14 protein-coding genes are annotated in these 18,230 nt (G+C 68.8%); 8 read left to right on the top strand and 6 right to left on the bottom strand.

Annotation, left to right across the window (positions count from 1 at the left end):
* From AC3WLB_RS07355 to AC3WLB_RS07345, 3 genes are all read left to right on the top strand, one after another.
* The coding region (locus AC3WLB_RS07355; protein WP_492504622.1) for a LolA family protein at window positions 1-892 on the top strand (892 nt) is incomplete at its 5' end.
* A gap of 44 nt (window positions 893-936) precedes the next feature.
* A complete protein-coding gene (locus AC3WLB_RS07350; RefSeq protein ID WP_492504620.1) occupies window positions 937-1,884 on the top strand; it encodes an ABC transporter ATP-binding protein in 948 nt (315 codons plus the stop codon).
* Window positions 1,874-2,743 carry an ABC transporter permease gene (locus tag AC3WLB_RS07345; RefSeq protein WP_492504618.1) on the top strand — a complete coding sequence of 290 codons (870 nt, stop codon included), beginning with the start codon at window positions 1,874-1,876 and terminating at the stop codon, window positions 2,741-2,743. Before AC3WLB_RS07350 ends, AC3WLB_RS07345 begins: the two co-directional genes overlap by 11 nt.
* Here AC3WLB_RS07345 and AC3WLB_RS07340 read toward each other — a convergent pair.
* Window positions 2,740-3,780, bottom strand: coding sequence for a sialidase family protein (locus AC3WLB_RS07340; protein WP_492504616.1), 1,041 nt, complete (start codon window positions 3,778-3,780; stop codon window positions 2,740-2,742). The two genes, AC3WLB_RS07345 and AC3WLB_RS07340, sit on opposite strands and share 4 nt — an antisense overlap.
* 412 nt (window positions 3,781-4,192) lie before the next feature.
* Window positions 4,193-4,321, bottom strand: a complete 129-nt coding sequence (locus tag AC3WLB_RS07335; protein ID WP_492504614.1) for a twin-arginine translocation signal domain-containing protein — start codon at window positions 4,319-4,321, stop codon at window positions 4,193-4,195.
* A gap of 579 nt (window positions 4,322-4,900) precedes the next feature.
* Between AC3WLB_RS07335 and AC3WLB_RS07330 the strand changes: the two genes are divergently transcribed.
* Entirely contained in the window at window positions 4,901-7,366 is a 2,466-nt protein-coding gene (locus AC3WLB_RS07330) for a glycosyltransferase family 2 protein (protein ID WP_492504612.1), read from the top strand.
* A complete protein-coding gene (locus AC3WLB_RS07325) occupies window positions 7,363-8,970 on the top strand; it encodes a chitinase (protein WP_492504610.1) in 1,608 nt (535 codons plus the stop codon). Before AC3WLB_RS07330 ends, AC3WLB_RS07325 begins: the two co-directional genes overlap by 4 nt.
* Window positions 8,971-8,994: 24 nt before the next feature.
* On the opposite strand, the gene AC3WLB_RS07320 is transcribed toward AC3WLB_RS07325, so the two are convergent.
* From AC3WLB_RS07320 to mmsA, 4 genes are all read right to left on the bottom strand, one after another.
* Window positions 8,995-11,400, bottom strand: a complete 2,406-nt coding sequence (locus AC3WLB_RS07320) for a cell wall-binding repeat-containing protein (protein ID WP_492504608.1) — start codon at window positions 11,398-11,400, stop codon at window positions 8,995-8,997.
* 148 nt (window positions 11,401-11,548) lie between these two features.
* Window positions 11,549-12,673, bottom strand: coding sequence for a substrate-binding domain-containing protein (locus AC3WLB_RS07315; RefSeq protein ID WP_492504606.1), 1,125 nt, complete (start codon window positions 12,671-12,673; stop codon window positions 11,549-11,551).
* 53 nt (window positions 12,674-12,726) lie between these two features.
* Window positions 12,727-14,100, bottom strand: coding sequence for a multiple monosaccharide ABC transporter permease (gene mmsB / locus AC3WLB_RS07310; protein WP_492504604.1), 1,374 nt, complete (start codon window positions 14,098-14,100; stop codon window positions 12,727-12,729).
* Window positions 14,097-15,647, bottom strand: coding sequence for a multiple monosaccharide ABC transporter ATP-binding protein (gene mmsA / locus AC3WLB_RS07305; protein ID WP_492504602.1), 1,551 nt, complete (start codon window positions 15,645-15,647; stop codon window positions 14,097-14,099). Before mmsA ends, mmsB begins: the two co-directional genes overlap by 4 nt.
* A 245-nt stretch (window positions 15,648-15,892) precedes the next feature.
* Here mmsA and AC3WLB_RS07300 point away from each other — a divergent pair, with 245 nt between their 5' ends.
* The 3 genes from AC3WLB_RS07300 to AC3WLB_RS07290 all read left to right on the top strand — a co-directional run bounded on the left by AC3WLB_RS07300 (window position 15,893) and on the right by AC3WLB_RS07290 (window position 18,221).
* Window positions 15,893-16,918 (top strand): LacI family DNA-binding transcriptional regulator, encoded by a 1,026-nt coding sequence (locus AC3WLB_RS07300; protein WP_492504600.1) that lies wholly within the window; start codon window positions 15,893-15,895, stop codon window positions 16,916-16,918.
* A gap of 36 nt (window positions 16,919-16,954) precedes the next feature.
* The gene (locus AC3WLB_RS07295) at window positions 16,955-17,632 is read left to right on the top strand and encodes a trimeric intracellular cation channel family protein (protein WP_492504598.1); all 678 of its coding nucleotides are present in this window, start codon (window positions 16,955-16,957) and stop codon (window positions 17,630-17,632) included.
* 97 nt (window positions 17,633-17,729) lie between these two features.
* Complete coding sequence (locus AC3WLB_RS07290) at window positions 17,730-18,221, top strand: hypothetical protein (RefSeq protein WP_492504596.1); 492 nt, start codon at window positions 17,730-17,732, stop codon at window positions 18,219-18,221.
* Window positions 18,222-18,230 lie beyond the last annotated feature (9 nt).

Here is an 18,230-nt window from a genome sequence, read left to right as displayed (position 1 = left end):
GTCGACCTCGGCAGCCGAGAACGACGCGTCCCTGAGTTCCGCCCTCGAACTGCTCACCACCGACCACTCGGCCCGCGTCTACGTCGACGGCCCGGACAAGCTGCGGGTGCAGCTGCTCGACCAACTGGCCGAGCGCGACGCCATCCGCAACGGCAGTGACGTCTGGCTCTACGACTCCAGCGACGACACGGCGGTGCACACCACCCTTCCCGACCCCTCGACCCTCGCGCAGGGCGAGACCCCTGCGCCGCTCCCCACCGATGTCGCGACGCCCGGCCAGGTGGCGCAGCGCTTCCTCGACGCCGTCGACCCGAGCACCGACGTCAGCCTCGGCCCCGACACCTCGGTGGCCGGCCGCTCTGCCTACGATCTCGTGCTCACCCCGCGCGGCGACGACACCCTCGTGGGTTCGGTGTCGATCGCGGTCGACTCCGAGACCGGGTTGCCCCTCGAGGTGGAGGTCCTCGCCCGCGGCGCGTCCTCGCCCGCCTTCAGTGTCGGCTTCACCGATCTCTCCCTCGACGCGCCGTCGGGTGACCTGTTCGACTTCACCGCCCCGGAGGGCACCACGGTCACCGAGAAGCCGTTCCCGTCGCGCGACGAGCTGCCAGCCGGCGGCGACGGGTCGACGCAGGGCGCGTCCGGGCATCCGGAGCCCGTCGTCACCGGCGAGGGCTGGGGTTCGATCGTCTCGCTCGCCGTCGGGGCCGACGCATCCGAACTCAGTGCGTCGCCCCTCGTCGGGCAGTTGCTGACGCCGGTCGACGGCGGCAAGGCGTTGCAGACCGCGTTGCTCTCGGTGCTGGTCACCGACGACGGGCGCGTGCTCGCCGGGGCTGTTCCGGTGTCGGCGCTGCAGGCCGCTGCCGCGTCGGCCACGCCGGCCCGGTGAGCCCCGGCCGAACGGGCTTCGGGTATCGTACGGGCCTCAGGTAGATGAGCGCCCTCGCCATCGAGACCACCGGTCTCACCAAGCGGTTCGGCCGGCAACTCGCGGTCGACGGCGTCGATCTCGCGGTGCCGCAGGGTGCCGTGTTCGGCTTCCTCGGGCCCAACGGGTCGGGCAAGACCACCACGATCCGCATGCTGTTGGGGCTCGCCCAGGCGTCGGCGGGCGAGATCAGGGTGCTCGGCGAGGAGATGCCGCGGCGGCTCGCCGGCGTGCTGCCGGCCGTGGGGGCGCTGATCGAGGGGCCCGGTTTCTACCCCTTCCTCTCCGGCACGGCGAACCTTCGGCGCTTGGATGCGGCCGACGGATTCGCGCCCTCCGCCAGTCGCGCGGCCCGCGTCTCGCACGCCCTCGAGCGGGTGGGGCTCACCCACGCCGCGGGCAAGAAGGTGCGCGCCTACTCGCTCGGCATGAAGCAGCGGCTCGGCATCGCGAACGCCCTGCTCGCTCCACGTGAGCTGATCGTGCTCGACGAGCCGACCAACGGACTCGACCCGCAGGGCACTCGGGAGGTGCGCAACCTCATCCGCTCGCTCGCGTCGACGGGCACGACGGTGTTCGTGTCGAGCCATCTGCTGGCCGAGATCGAGCAGATGTGCACCCACGCCGCCGTCATGAGCGGCGGCCGGCTGGTGGCGCAGGGCACTCTCGACGAGCTGCGGCGCGCCGGCACCACCCGTGCGCAGGTGCTCGTGCCGGCGTCCGACGCGGAGCTCGCAGCGCGCATCCTGGTCTCCCTCGGTCTGCCGCCCGAGGTGCTGCCCGGGCCCGAGACCGAACTGACGGCGCCCATTCCCGACGGGGTCGCCCCCGAAGACGTGGTCGCGGCGCTGGTGCGCGACGGTGTTCGGGTGCGCGGCTTCGCGGTGCAGCGGGCATCGCTCGAGGATCTGTTCGTGGCACTCACGGGGGAGGGGTTCGACGTTGTCCAGTGAGTCGTCCGCGGCGCCCTCCGTTCTCGTCGCGCGCCGGCCGCGTCGGGCCGTCGGCTGGGGCTTCTTCGTCTCCGAGCTCGGTGTGCTGTTCCGGCGGCGCCGCACCTGGGCGATGTTGGCGGCGCTCGCCGCCATCCCCATCCTGATCGCCGTCGCCATCCGCCTCACCGACGGCGGCGACGGGCGCGGCCCGGCCTTCCTCGATCGCATCACGCAGAACGGCCTGTTCGTCGGCATGACGGCGCTCGTCGTCTCGATCCCGCTCTTCCTTCCGCTCACCGTCGGGGTCGTGGCGGGCGACTCGATCGCGGGGGAGGCCAACACGGGAACCTTGCGGTACCTGCTCGTGTCGCCGGTGGGGCGCATCCGTCTGCTCGTGGTGAAGTACGCGGCTGCGGCGGTGTTCTGCCTCGCGGCGACGGTGACGGTGGCGCTGGCGGGCATCCTGATCGGCATCGCGCTCTTCCCCGTCGGGCCGGTGACGTTGCTCTCGGGCGACAGTGTGAGCGTCGGCGAGTCGTTGCTGCGGTCGCTGTTGATCGCGGGGTACGTCACGCTGGGTCTGCTCGGCCTGAGCGCGATCGGACTGTTCATCTCCACGCTGACGGATGCCCCGGTCGGCGCCATGGCCGCCACCGTCGTCATCTCGATCGTGTCGCAGGTGCTGGGGCAGTTGTCGCAGACGGAGTGGTTGCATCCGTGGCTCTTCAGCTACTACTGGCTCGATTTCGCCGATCTGCTGCGGCAGCCGATCGAGTGGTCGTCGTTCGGCGCCAACGCCTTGCTGCAGCTCGGCTACGTGGTGGTGTTCGGGGCGCTCGCCTACGGCCGCTTCGCGTCGAAGGACGTGCTCTCCTAGAGACGGACCCACCTCGCCGCGAGCGACCACTCGCGGGTCGACACATCGGTCACGCTGTAGCTCCCCAGTGCCCGCTCACCCTCGACGAGAGCTGAGGGGTAGTGGAACCACCGGTCGCCGGCGCTCTCGAGCGCGGTCTGCTGCTGCCAGGTGGTGCCGCCATCCACGCTCGTCGAGAGCAGCAGCGGGGAGCGCGGACCCTGCATGAGCTCGCCCGCGCGGTACCCGGTGTTGTGCAGGAGCACCAGCCGGCCGCCGGATGCCGCCCGCAACAGCGCAGGAGCCGACGGCGCCACGACACCGCTGGGTTCGGGAGCGCTCCAGGTGCGGCCGCCGTCGTGCGAGCGGCTGCGGTGCAGCTGGCCGAGCGCGGTGCGGCCCATGAGGAGGAGGGAGTCGTCGTGCAACTCCGCGACGGCGGCCTCCCAGAAGCCGTACAGAGCGCCCGGCACCGGCTGGGGGAGTTCGAGCGGGGCGGAGAGCTGCCAGCTCCGGCCGGCATCGTCCGAGCAGGCGACGAGGGTGGCGATCGACCCGTCCGCCAGACGGTGCAGGGGTTGCACGAGCCGGCCGGAGCGCAGCACGACGAGGCGGTCGTGCGCGGCGGTGACGTAGCCGTCGAGGCCGCTGACATCGACCGGCTCGCTCCACGTCGATCCCTCGTCCTCGCTCCGTTGGATGAGCCGCCGTGAGCGCGCACGCGAGGTGCGGTCGCTGTGGCTGAGGGCGAGGCTGCCGTCGGGCAGCCGGGCGAACGCGGGTTGCATCACGTTGATGCCATCCCTGGCGGCGTGCGACACCAGGGTGCGGCGCTCGCCCCAGGTGGCGCCGCCGTCGACGCTCCGCACGGCGTCGATGCGGCCGGGGTTGTTGTCGCGCGAGTGAGCCCACTCGCGGGCGGTCGGGTCGTCGCTCTCGGTTCCGGGCGGCGGCCCCGCGGTTGCCGAGAACGCCGACCAGGCGAGCAGGATGCTGCCGTCGCGCAGGCGCACCGCGCTGGCTTCGCTGTGCCGCGGCTCGCCGGTGTCCGCGGGCACCACGATCCGGCTCAGCACGCGGTCACGACTGCAGCCAGTCGAGGTCGAAGCGCACGGTGCTGAGGGCGTGACCATTCGTCGTGGTGGGGGAGTTCTCGATGTAGGCGACCGTGATCATCCCGTCGTCGGTGACGTCGAGGTCGGAGTACCGGGTGGTCGTGGTCGCCTTCGGGATGCGCTTGCCTGCCGTCCAGGCAACCGCGACCGGGGATCACCACGCGCCCGTTCGGGAACTGGAACCCCTTGCCGCCGTTGGTCGGCTGGCCGTGGATGTGCGCGCTGGTCACTGTCGGCACCGTCACCGGACCCCAGGTGTCCCCGCCGTCGCTGCTCACACGCATCCGGGTCATCCGTGACGCCATCGTGTAGTTCTGGGCTGCGACCATGTAGAAGGCCACGAGGTCGCTGCCGATCATGGTGAGCACCGGTGCGGCGCCCGCGGCTTCAGAGGTCGGGGCGCCGCCGCCCATGGCGAGCTCGCCATGAGCCCGGCACCTGCGACTCCCGCCACTCCCGCCATGAACCCGCGCCTGCTGATCATCGCAGACCTCCCCGTCTCGGAACCGAGGCTATCGCAAGAGATCAGATAAATGAAGTAAGAGATCAGATTCAGCCACCCGGCTATCTCGCAGGCGCCCTCGATGCGCGATGCACCGCGCCCGTGCCCCACGAACAGGGGCGGCCTGCCTGCGTGAAGCCCAAAGATTTGGGCAGCATTACCTCAAGATCTCGCCAGGGCCACCTTAAGGACGCCTCAAAAACCGTCCGATCAGCTCCTGGGGCGGAGTTCATAGTGCCTGATCAAGGAATGATTAGGCGCACCATGACCCCTACTGGAGGGAGCCCGCCACGCCAATCTGAGAGCAGGTGAAATCACCGCACCTTCCGGAGTAATGTCACTCCCGGATCGGTGGTCACCCGCCACCGGTCCCGAAAAGACTCGGACGGCCCGCGGTCACCCCCCGCCCGCCGTCCGCGGCATCAGAGAGCGACCCCAACGCTCGATGCCGCGGTGGTGCGTGCAGCTCACCCCAAGCGTCCCCAACGCTCGCTGCACGCACCGCCCCTTCTCACACGCACCGCCCCTTCTCAACAGAACATCGTTCGACCCGAGGAACCCATGCCAACGACCCAATTGGCTTCGCCTGCCCGAAAGAGACAGCTCGGCGCGGAGCGCAACACTGAGCCCCTCTCGACCGTTCACGCCGTCCCCAGCGATGCGAAGATCACCTGGGGCCGCCTGGCCATCGTGATCACCGTCGCCGCCTGGGTCACGTACGTGGTGTACACGATCGTCCGCCAGTTCCTCAACAACGGCACCGAGAGCTTCCGCTTCACCACCGAGGCGATCTCCTACCTGGTGGTCGTCACGTTCCTCACCTTCTCCGCGCTGATGTATCTCATCGCGCGCCAGGGCGCACTGCAGCGCTTCCGTGACCACGTGCGCGTGCCCCGCGCCGAGCTCGACGCCCACTTCTCGCTGTCGCACCAGGCGATGACCGTGCTCGTCCCCTCCTACAGCGAAGAGCCGGCTGTCGTGCGCAAGACGCTGTGGTCGGCCGCCCTCCAGGAGTACCCGAGCCTCCGCGTCGTCCTCCTGCTCGACGACCCGCCGTTCCCCACCGACCCCGCCGTCGCCGCACGCCTCGAGACGTCCCGTTCGATCGCGCAAGGCATCGCCGACGCACTCCGCGAACCCCGCGACCGCGCCCTCGACTCGATGCTCAGCTTCGAGGGCGAGCAGCTGATGCGTGGCGGCGTGGTGCGGGCATCCGACGTACGCCGCCTGGCCCACTCCTACGTCGAGGCTGCGGCCTGGCTGCAGGGCATGGCCGACGAGGAGGAGCGCACCGACCACGTCGACACCTTCTTCGTGGAACAAGTCCTCGGCGGTCTCGCCTACGACCTCATCGTCACCGCCGACGCGCTCGAAGTGGCCCTCGAGTCCGGCGAACAGCCCACGGCCGAGCGGATGCTCGAACTGCACCGCCGGCTGCTCTGGATCTTCACCGCCGACCTCGAGACCTTCGAGCGCAAGAAGTACGCCTCGCTCTCACACGAGGCCAACAAGGCGATGAACCTCAACTCGTACATCGGTCTGATGGGCGGCCGTTACCGCGAGGAGCAGAGCCCCGACGGCATCATCCTGCGCCCCGTCGGCATCGCCGACCCGGCCGATTACGAAGTGCCGGATGCCGGCTACCTCCTCACGCTCGACGCCGACTCGCTGCTCCTGCGCGAGTACTGCCTCCGGCTCGTCTACTTCCTCGAGCAGCCCGACAACGAGCGGGTCGCGGTGACGCAGACGCCGTACTCCTCGTTCCGTGGCGCACCGACCCGCATCGAGCGCCTGGCCGGGGCCACCACCGACCTGCAGCACATCCAGCACCAGGGCATGACCTACTACGGCGCCACCTTCTGGGTGGGTGCGAACGCCGTCATCCGTAAGCCCGCCCTCGAGGACATCGTCGAAGTGGAGACGGTGGGCGGATTCGAGGTGCGCCGCTACGTGCAAGACCGCACCGTCATCGAAGACACCGAGTCGAGCGTCGACCTGGGGCTGCACGGCTGGACCCTCGTGAACTACCCGGAGCGCCTCAGCTACAGCGCCACCCCGCCCGACTTCGGCTCGCTGATCGTGCAGCGGCGGCGCTGGGCCAACGGCGGTCTGCTCATCCTGCCCAAGTTCTGGCGGCAGATCCGGGCACGCAAGCGTGCCGGCAACCCGGTGGACATCGGCGAGATGATGCTGCGCATCAACTACATGGCGTCGATCACCTGGGCGAGCTTCGGCCTGGTGTTCCTCCTCGCCTACCCCTACGACAGCCGCCTGCTGAGCCCGGTGGTGCTCGTCGCGGCGTTGCCCTACTTCATCGCCATGGGCAGCGACCTGCGCTACTCGGGGTACCGGTTCACCGACATCTTCCGCATCTACGGCTTCAACCTCATCCTCCTGCCGGTGAACCTGGCCGGTGTGATCAAGTCGCTCGAGCAGGCGATCTCGTCGAAGAAGATCCCGTTCGCCCGCACCCCGAAGGTGCGCAATCGTACCGCCGCCCCGCTGCTCTACGTGGTGGCGCCCTACGCCATCGTCGTGTTCTCGGTGCTCACTTTCTGGCGTGACTTCGGCGCGCACAACTGGGGCAACGCGGCCTTCGCGGCGCTGAACGCGACGCTCGCCGCCTGGGCGATCCTGACCTACATCGGCATCGGTGCGTCGCTCGTCGACATCTGGCTGGGCCTCACGAGGTGGCTGTACGTCGACCCCAAGCCGGCCCCGAGCGTGTCCCGGGGCGAGCGCGGCCCGGGCGCGGCGGGCGGTGCGGTGGATGCGGGGTCCGGTGCGTCCGACGACGGGCCCTCGGGCGCTCACGACGCGATCGACTGGCGTTCGCTGCTCTACCACGGCAATCCCGCCGACCTGTCCGAGCGCGCATCCGGCCGCCGGGCGCGACGGGTGCCGCGGAAGCCGCAGGCCGAGCGGGCCGTGAAGGCCCGCGGACTGGCCGCCGGCGGAGCCGGGTCGCGAACCGACGTCACGGTCGAGCACCCTGCCCCCGCAGGAGCTGGCCGGAGCGCCGCGTGAGCGCCCCGACACCCCACTCGCCCGCAGCCGCCCCTCGAGCATCCGGCCTGCACGGCGGCAAGCGCCTGTCACCCTTGCGCGTCGTGATCGCCCTCGTCGTCGTGGCCGCACTGTCGGTGGGTGCCTTCTTCGCCGTGCAGAGCTTCGACTCGGCGCGCGCCGACACCGCGAATCCGTGGTTCGCCGGCTACGTCGACGTGACAGCCACACCCACCTATGCCTTCGAGACCCCCGCCGAGCCCGCCGACCGCGACGTCGTGCTCTCGTTCGTGGTGGCCTCGCCCGACGACGCCTGCACGCCCACCTGGGGCGCCGCCTACACACTCGACGACGCGTCGCACGCACTCGACCTCGATCGCCGCATCGCGCGCTTGCGGCAGGCGGGCGGCGACGTGATCGTCTCGTTCGGCGGACAGGCGAACGCCGAGCTGGCGACCGGATGCACCGACCCCGCCGCGCTCGAGGCGGCCTACACCTCCGTGGTTGACCGCTACGACCTGTCGACCATCGACCTCGACGTCGAGGGCGACGCGCTCAGCGACTCCGCGGCGGGCGAGCGTCGTGCCGCCGCGATCGCCGCCCTGCAGCAGGCCAAGCGGGCCTCGGGCGGCGAGCTCGCCGTCTGGTTGACGCTCCCGGTCGCACCCTCGGGCCTCACCGAGGAGGGCACCACCGCGGTGGCCCAGATGCTCGCCGCGGGTGTCGACCTCGCCGGTGTGAACGTGATGACCATGAACTACGGTGCGAGCCGTGGCGCCGACTCGATGGCGGATGCCTCGATCGATGCCCTGAACGCCACGCACCGTCAGCTCGGGGCGCTCTACTCGAAGGCCGACCTGCCGCTCTCCGACGCCACGCTCTGGTCGAAGATCGGCGCCACCCCGATGGCCGGTCAGAACGACGAGAAGGCCGACGTGTTCGGCCTGGCCGATGCCTCGGCGCTGAACGCCTTCGCCACCGAGCAAGGGCTCGGCAGGCTCTCGCTCTGGTCGCTGAACCGCGATGCCACCTGTGGCCCGAACTACGTCGACCTCAAACGGGTGTCGGATGCCTGCAGCGGCATCGAACAGGGCGACCAGACCTTCGCCGGTCTGCTGTCGCCCGGATTCACGGGCCGGCCGGATGCCTCGGCGGCATCGACCACGACTCCCGACCCCGACGAGCCCGTCGTCGACAACCCCGACACCAGCCCCTACCCGATCTGGGCCGAGGAGTCGTCGTATCTGAAGGGCACCAAGATCGTCTGGCACGGCAACGTCTACCAGGCGAAATGGTGGACCCGTGGTGACGTTCCCGACGACCCGGTACTGAACGACTGGGAGACCCCCTGGTCGCTCGTCGGCCCCGTGCTTCCGGGCGAGAAGCCCTACCAGCCGGTCACCCTGCCGGCCGGTACCTTCCCCGACTGGGCGGGCACGGCGACCTACGAGAAGGGCGCCCGGGTGCTCTTCGACGGTGTGCCCTATGAGGCGAAATGGTGGAACCAGGCGCAGAGCCCCGAGGCGTCGAGTTCTGACCCCGACAGCTCGCCCTGGGTGCCGCTCACCGACGCGGAGATCGCGGCGCTCCTGCCGACCCCGACCCCCACCGCCCCGGCCCAGTAGCGGCGGCCGGGTGGCGCTCGATGGTCAGCAGAGCCATTCGACGTTGGACACCCCTTTGCCGATCGTGTTCGGCCCGCCGAGGAGGATGAGGTCGACCGGCTCGTAGTGCGTGGTGATCTCGTGCCAGACGGTCGGCGGCCAGCACTCCTTCTGCACGAGGTAAAGCGGCGCATCGACGGTCGCAGCCGACGGGCCTCCGGAAAGGGCATCCGCGAACACCAGCCCCGACGCGATGAATGCGGTCTCGCCGCTCCCGAAGATCTGAGCGTTGATGTTCGCTGAGGCTTCGAACCGGTCGGCGCCGCTCAGCCGCCAGACCGCCCCCGGCACCGTCGTCTGCAGTGCCTGTTCGATGGCGTAGCTGACGGATGCCGTTCCGCCCGCGATGTAGACCGTCTCGGTGTGCAGACGGCTGAGCAACGCGCGAGTGGCCTGGTCGACGTCGTCGTTGCCGCCCGGCACGAGCAGTACCGCGCCATCGACGTGTGCGGCCGCAGGGCCAGCCGACAGCGCATCCGGGAAGTTGGCGCCCGTCGCCATGATCACAGTGTCCGCGCCGCGCTCGCAGGTCGCCGCCTTTTCACCGCAGAAGGCGTAGTCGATGACCTTGCGCGACACCTCGTAGCGGTCGGCGCCGGCGATACGAACGATATTGGGCTGCAGCTCCGCCAGCTGGCTGAACACCGCGGCCGAGATGGACGCCGTGCCACCGACCACCACGAGCTTCTGCGGTTTCAGATGCGCGATCCCGTCGCGGGTGGCTTGCGGCACCTGGTCGTGGGCCACGAGCAGCATCGCGCCGTTCTGGCGCGCAGCCGCAGGGCCGGCACTCAGGGCGTCCGGGTACTTCTCGCCGCTGGCGATGTAGATCACGGGCACGCCGGGGGAGAACGCGGCTTCTGAGATCGTCCGCGCCACGTCGTACCGGGTGTCGCCGCCGTACTGCCAGAGCCACACCAGCCACGGGTCGAGCTGGGCGTTCACTCCGGTGACGGTGCCGCCCGATGTCACGGTCACGAGTCGGGCCTCGTCGACGTACGGGGTGTTGTCGAAGTACTCGTCACGGACGTCGCGGTCGCGCTGGTCGACGAACCGGAGCAGGTACTTTCCGGGGGCGAGGTTGGCGAGTCGGTAAGCCGGACCGTTCGCCGAGGCGATGGGCTGGTAGGCGCCGGTCGACGCATTCAGGCGAGAAGCCTGCACGACGATGCCGTCGCCGGGCTGGGGTGCGTCGCCGTCGTGCTCGACGTAGCTGATCGCTCCGGTGATGTCGCCGCCCAGCGTGATCTCGACGTCGTAGTCGTCGACGACCATCGTCCCGCCGGTGAAGGTCACCGGGTCGGTGATGATGGTCCCCCACTTCGGTCCGCCCGGGGTGGCTCCGAACCGGAACGCATAGGAGCCGTCCTGGAAGCCGTACGCATTGAAGACGCCCTGGGCATCCGTGTGCCAGGACACGCCGGAGTAGCCGGATGCGGTGATCTCGACGTTCGCGGCCGGCACGAGTGTGCCGTGGGCGTCCTTCGTGCGGACGACACCACGAAGGGAGTTCACGTCGTCGAGCACCACGTCGATACCCACCACGTCGGCCTGGTCGTCGACGTGGATCTTCGATGCCTGGTCGATCTCCTGGGTGTCCCGCCAGTACTCGCCGCGCACGGCGGGGATCGACGAGGTGCTGTCGAAGTAGAAGTTGTAGTCGCCGCCGTACAGGCGCGAGATGGTGAACGAACCATCGGGACGATAGTCGAACGCGGTGGGCGACAGCGACGGCAGGCCCCAGGTGAGCTCGCCGTACCAGATGCGCGGATCGGCCACCGGAGTGCCGTCTTCGGTGAGCAACGTTCCGCTGAGGGTCGCGCCGCGACGCAACACCAGGTCGAGGTGGTAGTTCTGCCCCGGCTCGAGGGTCATCGTCACCAGTTCGGGACTGACGAGGTTCGCCGAACCCTCGTAGTACGTGTAGAACCGGTACTCGGCCGGCCACATCGACGCGGAGAAGTCGCCGAGCGAGGTGTGGGTGCCGAACTCCACCCAATAGGCGTCCTGCGGTCGAACCGCGTACACCGTGACCTGTCCGGGATCCGTCCACGGCGTCCCGTCGGTGGAGACGGTGACCGTCACGTTAGCGAGCGCCGGATCCTCGCCCGCCGCGGCGGGTGCCAGTCGGCGCTCCGGGTCGAGCGCAGTGCCGCTGGCGTTCACTGACGCGTCGGGCATCGGGGCGTCGTTGTTCAGCATCGGCAGTGCCGGCAACTCGCTGGGGTCGGGCGGCACGGGGAACGACTCGTCGGGGGCGGCTGGGCCGAGCTGCGAGGGGCTCACGGCGACCGGGTCGGTCGAAGGATGCGGGAGCACAGTGCCCGATGCAGCGGCCGGCGCCCCCGCCAGAGCGGATGCGGCGACGACCGCCGCGACAAGCACTGCCACGCGCGTGGATGGGCGCATCGTTCCCCCGAACCCTGCGGGCCCGAGGGCCGGTTTCTCGACAAATGTCGTCTCTGATGAGCATAAGGCAACGCGAAGCGGGGGCCCTCACCGATCGGTGAGGACCCCCGCTGTGCGCGTCGCGCTCGAACTAGCCCGCGTTGACGATCTCGAGCAGGCTCGGGTTGTTCTTGTACGCCTCGGCCGCGTTGTCCTTCGTGACGATCACGGGGGGCAGCAGGTAGGCCGGAACGATCTTCACACCGTTGTCGTACTGCTCGGTGTCGTTCACCTCGGGCTCGTTGCCCTGCTGCAGCGCCTTGATCATGTCGATGGTCTGAGCGACGAGGAGCGTGGTGTCCTTATTGATGGTGGAGTACTGGTCGCCGGCCATGATCGACTTGACCGACTCGACCTCGGAGTCCTGACCGGTGACGGTGAACGTCTTGACGTCCTTACCGGCCTGCTGCACCGAGGTGAGGATGGCGCGGGCGAGGGTATCGTTCGGCGACAGCACGCCGTCGATGGTCTTCGAACCGTAGGTCGAGGTCAGCAGCGAGTCCATGCGGGACTGCGCGTTCTCGGCCTTCCAGCCCTGGGTCGCGGTCTGGTTGATGTCGGTCTGACCCGAGCCGACGACGAGGGTGCCGTCGTCGATCTTCGGCTGCAGCACGCTCATCGCACCGTTGAAGAACACCGCCGAGTTGGCGTCGTCGGGCGAGCCGGAGAACAGTTCGATGTTCCACGGCGCGTCGTGGCCCGACCGGGCCTTGAGGCCGTCGAGCAGGGCCTGGCCCTGGAGCTCACCCACCTTGAAGTTGTCGAACGCGACGTAGTAGTCGACGTTCGGCGTGTTCTCGATCAGTCGGTCGTAGGCGATGATCTTGACGCCCGCGTCGGCAGCCTGCTGCAGCTGGGTGCCGAGCTGCTTGCCGTCCTTCGCGCCGATCACGATGACCTTCGCCCCGTTCGTGATCATGGCCGAGATCTGGTTCTGCTGCTCGGCCACGGTGTTCGACGCCGGCGCGTACTGCACGTCGGGCTTGAAGCCTGCCTGGCTGAGACCGTCTTCGAACAGCTTTCCGGCGAGCACCCAGTTCTCCGAGGTCTTGTCGGGGAGGGCGACGCCGATGGTGGAGTCGGCCGGGAAGCCGGCGGATGCGGCGTCGGTGCTGTCGGTGCCGGTGCTCGTTCCGCTGCGGTCGGATGAGCAGCCCGCCAGCGAGAGCGCTGCGACTGCCAGGACCGCGGTTGCGGCCAAAGCGATTTTCTTCATTGATCGATCACTTTCTCTTGGTTGGTGAGACGGGTGGTGCTTGTCGCCGGACGCTAGCTGCGCGTCAGATCGGCCGGCCGACTCGTCTCGTTTGTTCCGGCCGAGGGCACCACGGCCGGAGGTTCTTCGGGGATCTCGCGGCGGGCGTTGCGCCGGGCCTGCCAGACGCCGAGGATCGACGCCCGCCCGCTGGCCTTGCTCAGCACGTCGACACCCACCGCCACCAGGAGCACGAGGCCCTTGATGATCGACACGTAGTCGGCGCCCACGCCGAGCAGCTGCAGACCGTTGTTGAGGAACGCCATCACGAGACCACCGATGATGGAGCCGATGACCGTGCCGATACCGCCCGAGACCGCCGCGCCACCGATGAACACGGCGGCGATCGCGTCGAGCTCCCAGCCGTTGCCGTCCTGCGGGCCGGATGCGGTGGAGCGGGCCACGAAGATCATGCCGGCCAGGGCGGCCAGCACCGACATGTTCATCATCACGAAGAAGTCGATGCGGCGGTCTTTCACGCCCGACAGGGTGGCGGCCACCCGGTTGCCGCCGACCGCGTAGATGCGGCGGCCGAAGGTGGTGTTGTTGGTGATGAAGGAGTAGATGATGACGAGCCCGACGAGGATGATGCCCGAGATCGGGAAGCTCGTGCCCGGCCGGCCGGTGGCGAACAGCCAGGCGGCGAACAGGATGATCCCGCCGATCACGACCACCTTCAGCACCGACACCCAGAGCGGGGCGGAGGAGGCACCGGTGCGCTTCTGGCGACGGCGCAAGAGCACCTCGTTCACCACGATCCAGGCGGCGCCGAGCAGGCCGAGAATCATCGTCCAGACGTTGAAGGGCAACGCCACCGCCATCTCCGGCAGGTAGCCGGCGCCGATCTTGCCGAAGTCGGGCGGCACCGGGATGGTGGTCGACTGGCCCACCACCTGGTTGGCGCCACGGAAGATGAGCATGCCGGCGAGCGTCACGATGAAGGCGGGCACGCCGATGTACGCCACCCAGAAGCCCTGCCAGGCGCCGATCAGAGCGCCCACGACGAGGCCGAGCACGATCGCCAGCGGCCAGGGCAGATTCCAGTCGGCCATCGATTTGGCCACCACGATGCCGGTGAACGCCGCCACCGAGCCCACCGACAGGTCGATGTGACCCATGATGATGACCATCACCATGCCGATCGCGAGGATCAAGATGTAGGAGTACTGCTGCACGACGTTGATCAGGTTCGTCGGCGAGAGCGTCAGCCCGCCGGTGAGGATCTGGAACAGCACGATGATGACGATCAGCGAGCCCAGGATGCCGAACTGACGGGCCGTCGACTGGCCGCGCCCGAAGACCTTCCGGAGGTCGCGGATGCCGCCGCTCTTCTCGGGCTCGGAGCCCGGCGCCGACGGAGCGGGGACGGTGGAGGTGGAGGTCGTCATGCTCTTGCCTTTTCTCTCTCGGACGTCATGCTTCGCATCAGGTTCTCGGGCGTCGCGACCGACGCCGGGATCTCATCGGTGATCCGGCCCTCGAAGACGGTGTAGATACGGTCGGCCATGCCCAGCAGCTCCGGCAGCTCGCTGGAGATGAGGATCACGCCCTTCCCCTGTGCGGCGAGCTCCTGGATGATCGTGTAGATCTCGTACTTGGCGCCCACGTCGATGCCGCGGGTGGGCTCGTCGAGGATGAGCAGATCCGGGTCGGTGAACATCCACTTGGCGAGCACCACCTTCTGCTGGTTGCCGCCGGACAGCTTCGAGACGCCGACGCCCACATCCGGCGCTTTGATGCGTAGTCGCTGCCGGTACTCCTCGGCCACCGAGAACTCCCGCAGGGAGTCGATCACTCCGCCGGGCGCGATCTTCGACAGCTTCGCCGAGACGATCGAGCGCTCGATGGTGTCGAGGAGGTTGAGGCCGAGCGACTTGCGGTCCTCGCTGACGTACGCGAGCCCGTGATCGATGGCCGCCTGCACGTCGCGCAGCACGACGGGCTTGCCGTCCTTGATGATCTGGCCGTCGATGTAGGTGCCGTAGGAGCGGCCGAAGAGGCTCATGGCGAGCTCGGTGCGCCCGGCGCCCATGAGGCCGGCGAGGCCCACCACCTCGCCGCGCCGCACGGTGAGGTTCGAGCCCTTCGCCACCAGGCGGTCGGGGACCTGCGGGTGCTGCACCGTCCAGTTCTTCACCTGGAAGAACACCTCGCCGATGGTCGCGGTGCGGGGCGGGAACCGGCTCTCGAGCGAGCGCCCGACCATGCCGCGGATGATGCGGTCCTCATCGACACCGCCGGCGTGCACGTCGAGCGTCTCGACCGTCTTGCCGTCGCGGATGATCGTGATGGAGTCGGCGATGCGCTCGATCTCGTTGAGCTTGTGGCTGATCATGATCGAGGCGATGCCGCGGCCACGGAGGCCGAGGATGAGGTCGAGCAGGTGCTGCGAGTCGTCTTCGTTGAGTGCGGCGGTGGGCTCGTCGAGGATGAGGAGCTTCACGTTCTTCGACAGGGCCTTCGCGATCTCGACCAGCTGCTGCTTGCCGACGCCGAGGCTCTTGATCTGGGTGTCGGGGTCTTCGCTGAGGCCGACGCGGGCGAGCAGGTCGATGGCGCGGCGCTTGGACTCGACCCAGTCGATGCGGCCGAACCGGGTGATCTCGTTGCCGAGGAAGATGTTCTCGGTGATCGAGAGCTCGGGGATGAGCGCGAGCTCCTGGTGGATGATCGCGATTCCCGCGTCTTCGCTGGCCCGGATGTCGCGGAAGGCGACGGGCGCGCCCTGGAACCAGATCTCGCCGCTGTAGCTGCCGGCCGGGTAGACCCCCGAGAGCACCTTCATCAGGGTGGACTTGCCCGCCCCGTTCTCGCCGCAGATCGCGTGGATCTCGCCGGCACGAACGGTCATCGAGACGTTTGAGAGCGCTTTCACACCAGGAAATTCTTTGGTGATGGAACGCATCTCCAAGATGGGGGGCAGTGCTGAACCCATACGTGTCAGCTCCTTCGCATTCACCGTGGTCGTTGCTTGTCGGTACCTCGTGATGTCAACGTTGGCAAACGCGAGGTACTGAGTATCGCAATCCTAAGTCGACCCGTCAAGTCGCGCTCCTTCGGCTCGATAACGAATCGAACACGATCCTTTTGCCACTCCTTCGGGGGCGTTTTTCGCCGACCGTCAGACGTCGCCCCGGCATTGATAGGATGCCATCCAAACCAAGGAGTTCCGACGCTGACATGGACGCCAACCGAGAACAGCCAACACGCGTTCGAGCGCGCCTGGAAGACGTCGCACGGCTCTCCGGTGTCAGTGCGAAGACGGTCTCGCGCGTGTTCTCGGGGTCGTCCAACGTCTCGGCGGCCACTCGGGCGAAGGTGCTCGAGGCCGCGGGTCAGCTGCGCTTCCGCCCGAACACCCTGGCCCGTGACCTCCGGCGAGGCGGGGTCACCAACACGGTCGCGTTCGTCATCGGCGACATCCGAAACCAGTTCTACTTCCACGTGGCCGCCGGCATCGAGCAGGAGCTTTCTGAGCGCGGTTTCACGATGCTCCTCGCCACCACCGACGACTCGGCCGAGAGCGAGGCGCGCGTGGTCGACATCCTGCTGGCGCAGCGGGTGCGGGCGCTGCTGCTCATCCCGATCGCGGGCAACCAGGGCTACCTCGAGGGCGAGCGGCAACTCGGCACCCCGATCGTGGGCGTCGACCGGCCGCCCACCGATCTCGTCGCCGACACCGTCGTGCTCGCCAACCGCACGGGCATGGCCGAGGCGGTCCGGTCGCTCACAGCGCTCGGTCACCGGCGCATCGGCTTCGTGAGCAACCCCTCCACCATCTTCACCGTCGCCGAGCGACTACGCGGCTACCGTCAGGCGCTCCGGGAGGTGGGCATCACCCAGACCCAGCAGTGGGAGCGGCTGCACGACGACCCGGCCATCAGCACGCAGGAAGCGGTGTGCTCGCTGCTGCAATCGGCCGATCCGCCCACCGCGATCGTGACGGGCAACAACCGGGCCACGGCCGGGGCCATGCACGAACTGCGCGACCGCCACCAGGAGATCGCCCTGATCGGGTTCGACGACTTCGAGCTCGCCGACATGCTCGGCATCTCGGTGGTCGCCTACGACACCATGGCGATCGGGCGGGCGGCGGCGCGCCTCGCTCTCGAGCGCATCGATTCGCCGACCGCGCCCACCCGGCACATCGAGATCCCGACCCATCTCGTGCATCGCGGATCGGGCGAGATCCCACCGCCGCGCTGAGCCCCGCGGGATCCGGCCGCGTGATATGACTGGGGGATGGTCGCCGAGCAGTTCGAGATCCCGTTCTGGCTCGACCTCGGTGCCACCGCTCTCGGCAGCGTGCAGGGCGCGATGTTCGCCGCCCAGTTCAAAGACCGCCGGCTCGATCTGCTGGGCGTCGGCATCATCGGCGTGGTCACCGGGTTCGGCGGCGGTGTCGTGCGCGACCTGCTGCTCAACCAGGTGCCGGCGGCGCTCGAGTCGAACTGGTACATCCCGGTCGCCATCGTCGCCGCGCTGCTCGGCATGCTGCTCGAACGATTGTTCTCGCGGCTGAACGTCGCCATCACCATCCTCGACGCGGTGAGCCTCGGGCTGTTCTGCGCCATCGGCGCGAGCAAGGCGCTCTCGGTCGGCCTGCCCGTGGTGCCCGCGGTGTTCGTCGGGATCGCGGCCGCGGTCGGCGGCGGCATGCTCCGCGACATCCTGCTCGGGCTCCCCATCGGTGTGATGCACGTCGGCTCGCTCTACGCCGTCGCCGCCGCGGCCGGGGCGGTCTTCCTCGTCTCGGCCGTCTCGAGCGGTGCCGACATCACGGTCGCCGGCGTCGGCTGCGTCATCGTCACCACCCTCATCCGCGTGCTCGCGGTGCGATTCGGCTGGAGCCTGCCCGAACAACGCACCATCAGCACGTTGCGCCGGCTGCGGCGTCAGAAGTCCGGCTCGGCCGATTGAACGAATCGGCCCGCGCAGCCGTTGTCCAGTACTGAGCGATACCTTCGCCTCAGTCGCCGCCGTCGCCGACGCCATCGCCACACGACAGGGACAACACATGATCACTCGCCAGCAGAAGATCGCACTCACCACCATGACCGGTGTCTCCATCGCCGTCGCCCTCGCGGGGTGTTCGACCGACGCGGGCGGTGCTCCCGCCGATGCGCAGACGGTGCCGAGCGCAGCTGCCACTCCGTCGGCGCAGGCCACCTCACCCGCCGAGAGCACGAGCGCTCCGGATGCGTCAGGCGGCTCCACCTACGCCGACGGCACCTACGACGCCAAGGGCAACTACATCTCGCCCAACGGCAAGGAGGAGATCGACGTCTCCGTCACCCTCGCCGGAGACGTGATCACCGCGGTGACCGTGACGCCGGAGGCCACCAACCCCACGGCTGTGCAGTATCAGACCCAGTTCGCCGACGGGATCGCCGCGGTCGTGGTGGGCAAGAACATCGACGAGATCGACGTCTCGCGGGTGGCCGGATCGAGCCTGACGAGCGGCGGCTTCAACCAGGCGATCGACGCCATCAAGGCCGACGCCTCATAGGGCGGCACC

The organism is Herbiconiux sp. FW305-C-125, from assembly GCF_058783455.1.
This window is presented reverse-complemented; position numbering and strand designations above follow the sequence as displayed.